At 59.7% G+C, this 13,231-nt stretch carries 12 protein-coding genes; 10 read left to right on the top strand and 2 right to left on the bottom strand.

Features of this window, described 5'->3' with window-relative positions; all coding sequences use genetic code 11:
• Positions 1-19 precede the first annotated feature (19 nt).
• The 10 genes from Q0J85_RS06505 (at position 20) to serC (ending at position 10,668) form a co-directional block, all read left to right on the top strand.
• A complete protein-coding gene (locus tag Q0J85_RS06505; protein WP_294479383.1) occupies positions 20-1,003 on the top strand; it encodes a hypothetical protein in 984 nt (327 codons plus the stop codon).
• Complete coding sequence (locus tag Q0J85_RS06500; RefSeq protein ID WP_294479381.1) at positions 1,000-1,962, top strand: mannonate dehydratase; 963 nt, start codon at positions 1,000-1,002, stop codon at positions 1,960-1,962. Before Q0J85_RS06505 ends, Q0J85_RS06500 begins: the two co-directional genes overlap by 4 nt.
• 16 nt (positions 1,963-1,978) lie before the next feature.
• Complete coding sequence (locus Q0J85_RS06495) at positions 1,979-3,469, top strand: endo-1,4-beta-xylanase (protein WP_294479379.1); 1,491 nt, start codon at positions 1,979-1,981, stop codon at positions 3,467-3,469.
• A gap of 17 nt (positions 3,470-3,486) precedes the next feature.
• Positions 3,487-4,242, top strand: a complete 756-nt coding sequence (locus Q0J85_RS06490; protein WP_294479378.1) for an RraA family protein — start codon at positions 3,487-3,489, stop codon at positions 4,240-4,242.
• Positions 4,242-5,000, top strand: coding sequence for an SDR family NAD(P)-dependent oxidoreductase (locus tag Q0J85_RS06485; RefSeq protein ID WP_294479377.1), 759 nt, complete (start codon positions 4,242-4,244; stop codon positions 4,998-5,000). The genes Q0J85_RS06490 and Q0J85_RS06485 overlap by 1 nt, the downstream gene beginning before the upstream one ends.
• Positions 5,001-5,084: 84 nt before the next feature.
• Positions 5,085-6,056: a hydroxyacid dehydrogenase gene (locus Q0J85_RS06480; protein ID WP_294479375.1), complete on the top strand. Its 972-nt coding sequence runs from the start codon at positions 5,085-5,087 to the stop codon at positions 6,054-6,056.
• Between the two features lie 30 nt (positions 6,057-6,086).
• Entirely contained in the window at positions 6,087-7,400 is a 1,314-nt protein-coding gene (locus Q0J85_RS06475) for a C39 family peptidase (RefSeq protein ID WP_294479372.1), read from the top strand.
• Between the two features lie 28 nt (positions 7,401-7,428).
• Positions 7,429-8,214, top strand: a complete 786-nt coding sequence (locus tag Q0J85_RS06470; RefSeq protein ID WP_294479370.1) for an inositol monophosphatase family protein — start codon at positions 7,429-7,431, stop codon at positions 8,212-8,214.
• Entirely contained in the window at positions 8,208-9,464 is a 1,257-nt protein-coding gene (locus tag Q0J85_RS06465; RefSeq protein WP_294479367.1) for a DUF790 family protein, read from the top strand. Before Q0J85_RS06470 ends, Q0J85_RS06465 begins: the two co-directional genes overlap by 7 nt.
• A 121-nt stretch (positions 9,465-9,585) precedes the next feature.
• Positions 9,586-10,668, top strand: coding sequence for a 3-phosphoserine/phosphohydroxythreonine transaminase (serC, locus tag Q0J85_RS06460; protein WP_294479365.1), 1,083 nt, complete (start codon positions 9,586-9,588; stop codon positions 10,666-10,668).
• Positions 10,669-10,724: 56 nt separating this feature from the next.
• Here serC and Q0J85_RS06455 read toward each other — a convergent pair whose 3' ends face one another.
• Entirely contained in the window at positions 10,725-11,891 is a 1,167-nt protein-coding gene (locus tag Q0J85_RS06455) for a CapA family protein (RefSeq protein ID WP_294479363.1), read from the bottom strand.
• A 1-nt stretch (position 11,892) separates the two neighbouring features.
• Positions 11,893-13,161 (bottom strand): M14 family zinc carboxypeptidase, encoded by a 1,269-nt coding sequence (locus Q0J85_RS06450; protein ID WP_294479360.1) that lies wholly within the window; start codon positions 13,159-13,161, stop codon positions 11,893-11,895.
• Positions 13,162-13,231 lie beyond the last annotated feature (70 nt).

The raw sequence follows: 13,231 nt of genomic DNA, 5'->3' as shown, positions 1-13,231 counted from the left end.
AAAAGGGAGTGGATTTGAAATGTTCATCAAAGGGGTCAGTTTCGGGTTCATGGGGAAGAACGGCTACTACCGTTCCGAGGTCGGGCAGCGCGAGGCCGACAACATCTGTGCGACCGGTGCGAAGTGGGTCGCACTGATCGTGACGGTCGCACAGGAGCGGTACAGCTCCACGCGGATGTTTGCCGACTATGTCTACACTCCTTCCGACGTGGAACTCGCATCGATGGTGCGCAAATTTCACGCCGCCGGAGTCAAGGTTATGCTCAAGCCGATGATCGAGTGCCTCGACAGCGTCTGGCGCGGAAACATCCGTTTCCCGGAGAAGCAGATGATGATCCAGGGGATCTGCGTGGACTACTGGGCGGAGTGGTTCGGTCACTATGCCGACTGCATGGAACACTACGGCCGCTTCTGTGAAGAGAACGGAGTGGAACTCCTCTGCATCGGCTGCGAACTGCTCGGCACCGAGGATCAGGAGGCGTTCTGGCCGGGCGTGATCGACCGGGTCCGCAAAGTCTACCGCGGGCCGGTGACCTACAACGCCGACCAGCTCTGGGCAAACCGGGAGAACTGCCACGACTGGTATTCGAAACTTGATTTGCTCGGCATCAGCTTCTACACCGGGACGGAGCGGCCGAATCCGACTCCCTCCGAGATTGCCGCCGATTTGAAGGAGGCGGTGGCGCGGACTGCGGCGGTTTCGCGCAAGCTGGGAATCCCGATTTTCTTCGCCGAGTGCGGCGCACGTTCGGTGGTGGACGGTACGCGCCTGCCGTGGGCGTACACGAACAGCGGCGACTACGACGGCGCGGCGCAGGCGAACTACCTCGCCGGTGTGATCAAGGCGTTCTCCGGCTGCGACTGGTGGCGGGGACTCATGTGGTGGAAATGGGATGAGCAGCAGAAACGGCCGCACTATACGCAGCCCGGCGGGGACACCGGATTCACGATCCACGGCAAACCGGCGGAAGAAGTGTTCCGGAAGTGGTGTGCCGAATCATGAAACTTGCGATGATGCTTCCGGCGAAGCCGGATCTCAAGTGGACGCTGGCGCGTCAGGTGGGCGTGGAATACGCCGTCACGAAAGCGGCCCCGGATCTCTCCGGGCTGCCGCCGCCGTGGGAGTTCGATTCGCTGCGTGAAACCGCGCGCCGTTTCGAGGAACAGGGGTTCCGCCTCTGCGCGCTCGAGGGAGATGAGTTCGACATGAGCCGGATCAAACTCGGGCTGCCGGGGCGCGATGAGGACATCGAACACTACCGGATGCTGCTGCGCAACATGGGGCGGCTCGGAATCGGGCTGCTCTGCTACAATTTCATGGCCGGAGTCGGCTGGTTCCGAACCCGCTTCGACCGACCGGAGCGCGGCGGCGCACTCACAAGCGAGTTCAACCGTGCGGAGCTCCCGCCGGAGCCGGAAGAACCGGTCGTGACACATGAACAGATGTGGCGCAATTACGAATATTTTCTGCGCGCGGTGCTCCCGGTCGCGGAGGAGGCGGGTGTGAAACTCGGACTTCATCCCGATGATCCGCCCATTCCGCAGCTGCGCGGCTACAGCCGGATCTTCACGTCGGCCGACGCATACCGGCGCGCGCTCGCCCTTGTGGAGAGTCCGTGCCACGGCGTGACGTTCTGTCAGGCGACATTCCTGGCGATGGGGGAGGATGTCTTTGCGCTGGCGCAGGAGTTCTGCCGGAAGAAGAAGCTGTTCTTCTTCCATTTTCGCGACATCGAAGGGAGTGCGGAGCACTTTCACGAGACGTTCCATGACAACGGACCGACCGACATGCCCGCGCTGCTCGCCCTGCTGCGCGCCAACGGGTTTGACGGTCTCGTCCGTCCCGACCACACGCCGACCCTCGCGGGCGAGCGCAACGACAACCCCGGCTACGAGATGCTCGGAAATCTCTTTGCCGTCGGCTATATTCGCGGAATACTTGACACCTTGAACCTCAAATAACATAAGGATTGCAGTCATGACACACTATCAGAAGCCGCAGCTTTCCCGGGAGGAGATCGATGCCGCGTTTTCGGACGCCTACCGGGCACTCTGGAATGACGACGAACAGCGCCGGATCGACGCCGACATCGAGAAGAATCGCAAGGCCGACGGCGAGTTTCAGCTGCCGGCTTCCGCCGCCGGACGCGAGGTCCGGGCCGAACAGCTTTCTCACGACTTCATCTTCGGCGCGCACATCTTCAACTTCGATCAGCTCGGCAGCGACGAGTGCAATGCGCGTTACAAGGAGCTTTACGGGACGCTCTTCAACTCTGCGACGATCGCGTTCTACTGGAAAACGCTCGAACTGGAGGAGGGTCGTCCCCGTTTCCGCCCGGAATACCGCGATACGGCGGAGTTCTGGAACCGCTGCCCCGATCCGAAACACCAGCCGCACTGGCGGCGTCCGGCGGTCGATCCGGTTGTGGAGTTCTGTCTCTCGAAAGGAATCCGCCTGCACGGACATACGCTCGTATGGGGGAACAACCGCTGGCAGATTCCGGACTGGCTCATCAACCGGATTCCATTCAAATTTTTGAAGAAAGCGAACCTCGAACGCAATCCGAACGATGACACTCTGCTTAGTGAGGCGGCCGCCTTTGCGTTCGAGGGGATGACCGCCAGCGAGATGGAGCGGGCTCTCCCCGAGTACACGACGCTTCTGAACACGCTTATGGCGAAACGGATCATCGAGATCGCCATGCGTTACGGCGACAAAATCGACAGCTGGGACGTCGTCAACGAGAGCGCCACCGATTATGGCCGCGGCAACATGATCCCCGGTGCGAAGCTCTGCAAAAGCTGTTACGGTCCGATGCCGGGCGACTACACGTATCGCGGGTTCAAATTCGCCGAGGGCGTGTTCCCGGCGGAGGCGAAACTCAATATCAACGACTACAATCTCAGCGAAGACTACGTGAAGCAGGTTCGCAATTTGCGTGCGCGCGGCTGCAAGATCGACATCATGGGCGCGCAGATGCACCTCTTCGATCCGCAGACCTGTCAGGACATCGCCGACGGGAAGAGTCTCGTGCAGTCGCCGCGTGAAGTCCGCGAGACGATGGAACGCATCTCCCGCGCAGGATTGCCGATCCATCTTTCGGAGATCACGATCACTTCTCCCGGCGGCGACCGTCGCGGCGAGATCGTACAGGCCGGGATTGCGCGCAACCTTTACCGGCTCTGGTTCAGTCTTGAGCCGATGATGGGGATCACCTGGTGGAACGTCGTGGACGGCTGCGGGGCGCCGGGCGAACCGGCGGTCTCCGGACTCTTCACGCGGGCGATGAAGCCGAAACTCTCGTATTTCGCGTTGGAAAATCTGATTCATCACGAATGGCACACGGACACGGTCAGCAGGGCCGATGCGGAAGGAATCGTCTCATTCCGCGGTTTCCGCGGCAACTACCGGCTCAGCTGGACCGCCGCGGACGGCAGTGAGGAGTCGATGGTCTGCCATTTGAAATAACAGCAAGGAGAAAAACAATGCCCTCTCTTCAAGACATGAGACAGAAAGCAAAAGAAGCCGGACTTATGAAACTCGACCGGCTGATTGCGACTCGCCAGCACATTCCGTCGAACGATTTCCCGATTCCGGTCGCGGAGTTGTGCGAACGCTACGAAAAACTCTACACCGGCTGCATCAACGATGTTCTGCGCGAGCTGTGTTTGTTGAATCAGGCGCTGCCGTCGGACATCATGCCTTTGCGCGATGAGATGACCGTCTGCGGGGAGGCGTTCACCGTTAAGAGCGCTCCGAACGTGATGATCGAGGGCGAGATGACGTTTCGGGCGCAGATGCTCGACGACATGAAGCCCGGCGGGCTCGTGGTCTGGGATACCTCCGACGATACCGAGGCGTCGCTCTGGGGCGGCGTGATGACCGCCACGGCGATCTCGAAAGGAATCCGCGGAGCGGTGATCTCGGGCGGGATCCGCGATACAAAGCAGATCCTCGAGCAGAATTTTCCGCTCTTTTACAAATATCGCACGAGCAACGGCTCACTCGGCCGCTGCATGATCACGCACTACCAGGTTCCGGTGCGGATCGGGAAAGTGACGGTCCGTCCCGGCGACATCATTTTCGGCGACATCGACGGCGTGCTCTGCATTCCGCGTGAAATCGCGTATGATGTTCTGCTGCGCGCCGAGGGAATCGGTCGCAACGAGATCGATATCTTCTCCTGGGTTCACCAGGGGGATACGATTTCGGAGATCATCGAGAAAGGCGGGTACTTCTGATGACCGGGTCGATCGAAGCGATGTTCCGGGTGGATGGCCGCACCGCGCTCGTGACCGGTTCCTCGCGCGGAATCGGCCGCGAAATCGCGCGGACGCTTTCCCGTGCGGGGGCCTCGGTGCTCGTTCACGGCAGCCGGGAGAGCGACGCGCTCCGGGAAGCGGCGGCGGAGTGCGGCGCGGTTCCGGTCGTTGGAGACCTCACCTCGCCGCAGGGGGTCGAAGCGGTGATTCGCACATGCCGCGAGAGGGGCGTCGATCCGGATATCCTCGTATTGAACGCCTCCGTCCAGAGATATGTGGAGCTCGGAGAGTTCGACGAAGCGGAGTTTCAGCGGGAGTTTCAGGCGAACACGGCTGCGTCGTTCCGGCTCATTGAGGCGTTTTCCCCCGCGATGCGCGAAAAGCGGTGGGGACGGATCATCACGGTCGGGAGCGTGAATCAGCTCCGGCCGTCGCCCCGGCTTACGCTCTACTCCGCGACGAAAGCTGCGCAGATGAGTCTGACGGCGAATTTTGCGAAGACGCTCGCCCCGCATGGCGTGACGGTCAACTGCCTTGTGCCGGGAGTGATCCTGACCGACCGCAACACGGAGGCGCTGAAAGACGCCGCCTATCGGGAGAAAGTGCGTTCCGCCATTCCGGTCGGTTTCTTCGGCGAATCCAGTGACTGTGCGGGAGCTGCGCTGCTGCTGGCATCCGATGCCGGGCGCTATATCGCCGGGATTGAACTTCCGGTGACGGGCGGCATGCATTTGTGAATTTTGTGCGGTTCCCGGTTTGATTCCGGGGGATTTCATGCTACTTTATAAGGAGCGTAACATTCACTTATTCAAGGATCATTCATGAAACCGCATGCCATAATTCTCTGCCAGTCTGAAGAGCGTGTCCACTATGTTTATACTCCGGAACAGATCGAACGGATCGCCGGATTGACCGAATTGCGTCCCGGGGTTTTCACGGAGGAGATGCTCGCGCAGGGAGATTTCAGCGATGTTGAGCTGATTTTTTCGACCTGGGGGATGCCGGCGCTCTCCGTCGAGCAGATTGCGCGGATGCCGAAGCTCAAGGCGCTTTTCTACGCGGCCGGGGCGACGGACGGATTTGCGCGGCCGTTCTTTGAGCGCGGTGTGAAAGTGGTGAGCGCCTGGCAGGCGAACGCGATTCCGGTTGCGGAGTTCTGCTATGCGCAGATTCTGCTCGCCCTGAAAGGGTATTTCCGCAACACACGCAATTTGAAGTGTCGCGCCGACTGGGAGAAAGCGCACAAGATGGCCGGTCCCGGCTGTTACGGAGAAACCGTCGCCCTCATCGGCGCCGGCGCGATTTCCACGTTGACGAAGAAGATGCTCGAGCAGAACAAGGTCAATGTCATCGTCATTCCGTCGCGGGCGGAACATCGGACGATTTCACTTGAGGAGGCGTTCTCCCGGGCGTTCGTCGTGAGCAACCATCTGCCGAACCGGAACGACAACATCGGCGTTCTGAACGGAAAACTGTTCGAGTCGATGCGTGAGGGTGCGGTTTTCATCAACACCGGCCGCGGCGCGCAGGTCAATGAGAGCGAGCTTATTGCCGTGCTTGAGAAACGTCCGGATCTGACCGCGCTGCTCGATGTGATGCACCCGGAGCCGCCGGAGGAGGGGTCGAAACTCTACACGCTGCCGAACGTCCGGCTCACGACTCACATCGCCGGATCGATCAACGATGAAGTCCATCGCATGGCCGACTATGTGATCGAGGAGCTTGAGCGCTTTCTGGCGGGGGAGAAACTGTTGTATGAGGTTTGCGAGTCGATGCTTCTGACCAGCCGCTGACGCGGTCCGGATAACCACGGAGGAGGCGCCATGAGAAAACTCTTTTCCGCGCTCGTGTCCGCAGTTGTGCTGTTTTGCGCGGCATATGCGGCGGAGCTTGATCCGCTGCTCCGCGACGGGGCGGGGGAACTCTGGAAGATGTCCGGCGAGTCGGTCGTACGCGCCGTTCCGGACACGTTCACGTGGATGGATCAGGCGCACAGCCGCCTCCGGTTCAATGCCCGCACGAGCCGGAAAATCCTGTCGCTGTTCGGTAAAAATGTGCAGGAGGCGATTTTCGATTTCCGGGGCGGTCGGGTCGTTTCGCTGAGCGTCTCCGTCTACAACCGCGGCGATGCGGGCAATATCGGGAAGAAACCGTTCGAGAAGATGCTCGAGGAGCTGCGGGAACAGATCCAGAACGTCGCCGGCGCGAAGCTGCGCCCCATGAGCCAGAATGCGACGGTGAGCGGTTCCCGGCTGCGGTCGCTGGTCTGGAAAACGGGCCGGAGCGACATCGTGCTGCGCTGGAGTCTTTCGCGCAATCTGCCGGAGTATATTGCGGTCGACTTTTATCCGCCCGGCCGGGCTCCGAGGAGTCTGAAAGACGGGATCAAGACCACGGTCGGCAGTTCGGAACTTGAGGCGAAAGTGAAAACCGATGCCGATGGTTCGCGTTATATGCTCATTCCGATGGTCGACCAGGGGGCGAAAGGATATTGTGTCGCTGCGACGGTTGAACGGGTGCTGCGTTACTACGGGTCGAATCTCGATCAGCATGTGATTGCGAAACTTGCGGAATCCGATGCCGACCGGGGGACCAGCATCAACAAGCTCGTCGATGTGCTTGAGAGCAATCAGAACAAGCTCGGGATTCGCTTCAAGCAGCTCTACCGGTATGAGCTCGACAACTTCAACGATCTCAAGAAAGTCATCAAGGACTACAATTCGATTGCCCGGCGCAGAGATCAGAAGAAGATCGATCTGGACGACTATCTTTTCGTTGTCGGACGCAGCCGCTACCTCGATTTCGGAAGTCTGATGAAAGCGTTGGATTTCAATATCTTCCGTGAAGTCCGCATGCAGGAGAGCCGGGATTGCCGGGAGTTTTTCGAGACGGTTCGGGAGAATATCGACAATGGCGTTCCGCTGTGCTGGTCGACTTTCATCATTCCCGGGGTTGGAGATACCAACAGCTCGGAGTTCGGCATGCACATGCGCATCATCACCGGATACAACGACAAGACCGGGGAGATCATCTTCTCCGACAGCTGGGGCGCCGGACACGAGAAGAAGAGCTTGAAGAACGAGGATGCCTGGAGCATCACCGTGAATCTCGTCTCGCTTGAACCGCGCCGCAAGTGAGCCCGGAGCGGAGCAGGGAGGTGGAGAAATGCTTGGATTCATGAAAGCGGTCGCGCGCGAAGCGGGCCGTACGGCCATGACCTATTTCGAGGGAATCCGGCCGAACGATGTTCATGCGAAAGCGTCGCCGAAAGATCTGGTGTCGGCGGCGGACGTCGCCGTGGAACAGCTGATCGTCAGGCGGATTCGGGAACGGTTTCCGGGGCATGGAATATTCGGAGAGGAGTCCGGAGTCAGTAATTCCGGTTCGGAATTCTGCTGGATCATCGATCCGATTGACGGGACGCAGTCGTTCGTCAAGCATCATCCTTTTTTTGCGATTTCGATCGCGTTCTGCCGGGGGCGAAAGCCGCTTGCCGGGGTGGTTTATGCGCCTGCGCTCAACGATCTTTTCGCCGCGGAATCGGGGCAGGGGGCGGTGTGGAACGACGAACCGATCCATGCGTCGCGCTGCCCGACTCCCGGAGAAGCCGCCTGTGTGACGGGTTTCGCCTGCGTCCGGGCCGGGAGAAAGGTCAATAATCTGCCCTATTTTTCGCGGATCGTCCCGCAGGTGCGCGACATCAAGCGTTCGGGTTCGGCCGCGCTCGATCTGGCGATGACCGGTGCGGGTGTCTACGATGCGTACTGGGAGATGGCGCTGCAGCCTTACGACGTCGCCGCCGGGGCGCTGATCGCGGAGGAGGCGGGGGCGCTCGTGCGCGACCTGCGCGGCGGATTCCGGTATCCGGAACAGGGGATCATCGCCGCGAATCCGGCTCTGCTGGTGAAGTTCCTCGACTTTTTCTCGGATCTGCCGGAGAGCCTATGCTGACCAGAGAGCTGCTGCGGTTCCGGAAACGGAATGGTTTTCAGCCAGCGTTTCTCAATCCGGCCGACCCGAAACTTCTGGAATTCGCCTCGGAGCTGCTGGCGCTCTATGCGGAGGCGGCCGCGGGGAATATGCGTCGTTCCGAGCTGGAGGAGCTGGTGAGCGTGCAGCTGCAGGGCGCGCGGGATCGGAAACTCGCGGAGGGGTTGAATAAACTCATTCTCGACCGTTGTTCATTCGATCCGGTGCGGTTCATCGACTACCCGGCCGAACGGAAACGGCTTTTTCTCGCCGCCTCCGAGGCGCTGCCGCAGGCGGAGGGAAGTCTGGAACTCTACCGGGAGAAACTGCTTGCGACAGAGGGTGCGGCGGAGTTCATGGCCGCCGACATCTACGGCGATCTGCCGGACAACGAACGCATGACGGGCTGGAAAGCGCTTTATCCGGGCGAGCTTCTGAACCGTTACAATCTTGCGCTCGTGCAGGGGCTGCTGATCTATTCCGATGAGCTTGAAATTGCGGTGTCGGACTCGAATCCGGCGGAGTTGCGCCGGCTCTTCAAATATCTGCGTTTTTTCCGGCTGCTGGCTGAAATTTCGCGCCGGACGGCGGATGGTCGGTCGATGGAGATTCTGCTGCGGATTTCGGGGCCGTTTGCGATTTTCGCAAACACGCGCAAGTACGCGCTGCTGCTGGCGGAGTTTTTTCCCGCGGTCGTGAATCTCGAGAAGTGGAATCTTGCCGCGAAGATCCGGATCGGGGAGAACCGGGGGGAACTCAGACTCGACCAGAAGAGCGGGCTGGTTTCGCATTACCGCAATTTTTCGAGTTACGTTCCGGAGGAGATCCGGATGTTTCACCGTCTGTTCCGGGAGCAGTCGGAAGAGTGGCGGATCGTCGGGGAGTCGCCGTTCATCGACGGCGGCGGGCAGGAGATCGTTTTCCCGGATCTCTCGTTCCGGCGCGAATCCGACGGGCTCACGCTTCATCTGGAGCTGTTCCACCGCTGGCACCGGGGGCAGCTCGACCGGCGGCTCGAGCTTCTCGAGCGTGATCCGGAGATTCCGCTGCTCCTCGGCGTCGACCGGGCTCTCGCGGACGATGAGGCGTGGAAGTCTCTGACGGAGCAGCAGCACCCCGCTCTGGCCGGGAGGATGTTCCGTTTCCGCGATTTTCCCGGCGTGGAGCGTGTGACCCGCCTGCTCAATGCGTTCGCCGCGGCGGCGCCTGAAAGGAAAAAGACGCAGAGCTGAGGCGGCGCGGCGTTTTTGTCGACGGATTCGATCTCAATTTACCGAAGTCGGCTTGAAAAAACGGGTTTTTCATGGTATTTTAAAAGAACACGCTCTAATCAATTTCAGGAGGGTTCATAAAATGGCGGTTTACAATTTTGCGGCCGGTCCGGCGATGTTGCCGAAGCCGGTTATGGAAAAGGCTCAGGCCGAATTCACGAATTATCAGGGCAGCGGCAGCGGTCTTATGGAACTCTCTCACCGCGGCAAGCTTTTCGAGCCGGTTCTGCACCGTGCCGAAGCGAATGTCCGTGAGCTGCTGAACGTTTCCGACGACTATGCGGTTCTCTTCATTCAGGGCGGCGCGAGCATGCAGTTTGCGATGATCGCGATGAATCTCCTGAACGGCGGCGTCGCGGATTACGTCGATACCGGTGTCTGGAGCTCCAAGGCGCTGAAAGAGGCGAAGATGTTCGGGACGGTGAATGTCGTTGCGTCGAGCAAGGAGACGAAGTACGATCACATTCCGGCCGAGTCCGAGTGGAAGCGCACCGCGGACGCTGCTTACATGCACATCACGAGCAACAACACGATCGCCGGTACGCGCTACACGAAGCTGCCGAAGCCGACTCCGGGTGTTCCGCTGCTCGCTGACATGTCCAGTGACATCATGTCCCGTCCGTTCGATATGAACGACTTCGGTATGGTTTACGCCGGTGCTCAGAAGAATCTCGGTCCCTCCGGCATGGCGTTGGTCATCATGCGCAAGGATCTGGCGGCGCGCACCGACGACAGCAAGGTGCCGACGATGCTGCGTTACAGCACCTACATCGACAACGATTCGATGTTCAACACCCCGCCGACCTTTGCGATCTACATGCTCGCACTCGTGACCGACTGGCTCAAGGAGCAGGGCGGGCTGAGCGTCATGGAGAAGATCAACAACGAGAAAGCGGCCTATTTGTACGACTTCCTCGACAACTCCACGTTCTACAAGAGCCCGGTCGCGAAAGCGGACCGTTCGATCATGAACGTCGTTTTCCGTACGCCGAGCGATGAGCTCGACGCGGCTTTCGTGAAGGAGGCGAAGGAGAACGGGCTGACCGAGCTCAAGGGGCACCGTCTTGTCGGCGGCTGCCGCGCGAGCATCTACAACGCGATGCCGCTCGAGGGCGTGAAAGCGCTGGTCGAGTTCATGAAGAAGTTCGAGCTTGCGAACAAGTAAGCGGCGGAACTGCAAAAAAAGCCCGGATGCGTGAAAGCGTCCGGGCTTTTTTATGCTCAAAACAGCGGGAGCGGATAGGATTCCGCCGGTTCGACCGGGGTTTCGGGCGGCCGGTCGAGAAAGGCGTTCACCGCGATCCGGAGATCGTTTGCGTAAATGCTTCTTTTCCGCGGATCGGACTCCTGCCGGATCAGTTGAGTGACCGGGAAGACGACTGCCCGGCCGTCTCCGCGCACCACGGAGCGCATCAGTCGGTACGCGGCGCGGGTGGCGCGGGTGACGCCGTCCGCTTTTTCAAGTTCGACGGTCAGCAGCAGTGAGGTTTCGGAAATCGGATTTTTCCGGCTCTCCGGCGACTCGCCCGGATAGCCGGCGAAATTTCCGAGGGAATAGAAGAGCGGCGCGCCGCCGGTAAGATCCGCTTTCTGTACGACATGCGGATGGTTGCCGACGATCAGATCGGCGCCGAACAAGCGGAGTTGATTTGCGATGAACTCCGTGAACGGGTCGGGCAGAGGATTGTACTGGCCGCCGCAGTGCAGCAGAACGATCACGAAATCCGCATCGGCTTCGCGGCAGTTCCGAATCTGCGCCCGGAGCTGCTCAAGCTGTGGCGGCGGACACTCCCGTGTCCGGTTGAGCCGCATGGCTTCGGCGATTTTTTCGGGAGAGTCGAGCAGATGGATCGCTCCCGGCCGCGTCTCCTGAGGCTGGAGCAGATTCACCGCATACTCCTCATCATCCCGGAGAAAGATCCCGTTGGCAAAACTGTTGGTCCCGTAGGTGCAGGAGAGGAACGCCGTGCGTATGCCGTTGATCTCCCGGAGGCAGACGCGCTCACGCTCCCCGGGGGAGCGCGCGGTTCCGGTGTGGGAAATCCCCTCCCGGTCAAGAACGTCGAGCGTTCGCTTCAGCCCGGGAAGTTCGCGGTCGAGACAGTGGTTGTTCGCGGTTGAGACCAGATCGAATCCGGCGGATGCGAGCATCCGGGCGAAATCGTCGGGCGTATTGAAGGAATAGAGTTCGGAGGTGTATCCAGCTTCCTTTCCCGCGAATAGAGTTTCGAGGTTTCCCACGAGAAAATCCGCCGCGGCGAGCACCTCCGCCGCCGGTTCCAGGATCGGCCGGAATTCAAAACCGGAATCGGTTCGGCAGGCGGCGAGTTGTTCCCGGTGGCACAGAATGTCGCCCGTGAATGATAGAGAGGCCTTTTGAGTGTTCATTTTATTTTCCATTGTTTTCCGTAAGATAACGATAAACGGCTCGGGCGATGGAGGCTCCATAGGCGAGCATGGCGTTTCGGTCCACAGTGACTTCCCCGAAGTTTGCGAACGGAATCTCGATGGTCTGGGCGTTGCGCACGAACGGCAGTCCGGCGGCATAGTGCTTGATGGTTTTCCCCTGCGTGTAGTTCTGCGCGGTGTTCCACGAGGTTCCGAACGGGATGTCGTTTTTCTTGAAATAAGGGGCCTGCGGAATCCGTTCCGCTTCGAGCAGATCTGCGAAGCGATCCATCTCCCGGTCGAGGTGTTCGATTCCGGTCCCGACCATGTACGAGACTTCGTTCGTCTCACCGCCGCGGATCCACGGACAGTGCAGATCGAGCACGAATGCGGGCTTTTCACGATCGAGCAGTTTGCGCAATGCGATCGTTTCGGGATAGATTCCGGGCTCCTGGTAGTCGCGCGCATGATCGTGCGGGATGCGGTTTTTGCCCTGGTCGCCATCCTCGACGCCGTCCTTGTCCGTGAACGGAACCGCGAATACCGCAAAACGCTGCCGGAATGAACGGCCGAACGCATCGTCGGCGAGCACGGCGCGCAGGAATCCCTCGAGCGCGTGAGTCGCCATCGTCTCGCCGGCGTGGTGACGGCTGGTGAGAAGAATGGAGGTTTTCGGGTTTCCCTCACGGATCGTGAGCAGTTCCACATCGCGCCCCTTGCGGCTTTGACAGAGCGTGCCGGGATGCATCGCACCGTGATCGGAAAATTCCGCAAGAAACGTCTCCCAGTTGTTCTGCAGATACTGCATCGTCTGGCAGAAGATCAGCTCTTCCCCTGGCTCGTTGCAGGTGTATTCAAACTCCCGGTCGCTCTCATGCGTGGCGGCATCCAGCCATTTCCAGCTTTTCCCGCCGTCGCGGCTGACAGCGGGACCGCGGGTACCGACCTTGCCGCCCCGGGTGAAACGGAAACGATAGAGCCCTTTTTCCGGAAACTTCACCTTGAAACACCAGTAGAACCAGTCTGTAGACGTGTCCCGCAGTTCCACGTCGAGTTCGACATCGTGCCCGTTTACGGAAACAACCTGGATGTTTCCCGCCGGAACTTTGTTGGTAATCATGAAACCGTTCCTTTCCTTGTTCGACTCCTCCACCGTGGAGTGATTGTCCCGAATCTGCGACTGCAATTTGTCCGTCAAAAGCAAATCTCCCCCTGCAACCGCCAGAGGAAATGCCAGAATCGCAGCCATACACTTCTCTGTCAACGTCATAAGAACTCCTTTACAATAAAATCCTGTCGTTGTTCGGAATCACAGCGTATGATCCGCCTCTCTTTCCGGA

Source organism: uncultured Victivallis sp., assembly GCA_944389935.1.
GTDB lineage: Bacteria > Verrucomicrobiota > Lentisphaeria > Victivallales > Victivallaceae > Victivallis.
The sequence above is the reverse complement of the archived record's forward strand: the minus strand, read 5'-3'. Positions and strand labels throughout refer to the sequence as shown.

Coding starts and splice junctions, on each gene's coding strand:
- Q0J85_RS06485 (WP_294479377.1), top strand. CDS start 4,242: ATGACCGGGTCGATCGAAGCGATGTTCCGGGTGGATGGCCGCACCGCG.
- Q0J85_RS06455 (WP_294479363.1), bottom strand. CDS start 11,891: ATGAACACTCAAAAGGCCTCTCTATCATTCACGGGCGACATTCTGTGC.
- Q0J85_RS06470 (WP_294479370.1), top strand. CDS start 7,429: ATGCTTGGATTCATGAAAGCGGTCGCGCGCGAAGCGGGCCGTACGGCC.
- Q0J85_RS06450 (WP_294479360.1), bottom strand. CDS start 13,161: ATGACGTTGACAGAGAAGTGTATGGCTGCGATTCTGGCATTTCCTCTG.
- Q0J85_RS06490 (WP_294479378.1), top strand. CDS start 3,487: ATGCCCTCTCTTCAAGACATGAGACAGAAAGCAAAAGAAGCCGGACTT.
- Q0J85_RS06465 (WP_294479367.1), top strand. CDS start 8,208: ATGCTGACCAGAGAGCTGCTGCGGTTCCGGAAACGGAATGGTTTTCAG.
- serC (WP_294479365.1), top strand. CDS start 9,586: ATGGCGGTTTACAATTTTGCGGCCGGTCCGGCGATGTTGCCGAAGCCG.
- Q0J85_RS06505 (WP_294479383.1), top strand. CDS start 20: ATGTTCATCAAAGGGGTCAGTTTCGGGTTCATGGGGAAGAACGGCTAC.
- Q0J85_RS06480 (WP_294479375.1), top strand. CDS start 5,085: ATGAAACCGCATGCCATAATTCTCTGCCAGTCTGAAGAGCGTGTCCAC.
- Q0J85_RS06475 (WP_294479372.1), top strand. CDS start 6,087: ATGAGAAAACTCTTTTCCGCGCTCGTGTCCGCAGTTGTGCTGTTTTGC.
- Q0J85_RS06500 (WP_294479381.1), top strand. CDS start 1,000: ATGAAACTTGCGATGATGCTTCCGGCGAAGCCGGATCTCAAGTGGACG.
- Q0J85_RS06495 (WP_294479379.1), top strand. CDS start 1,979: ATGACACACTATCAGAAGCCGCAGCTTTCCCGGGAGGAGATCGATGCC.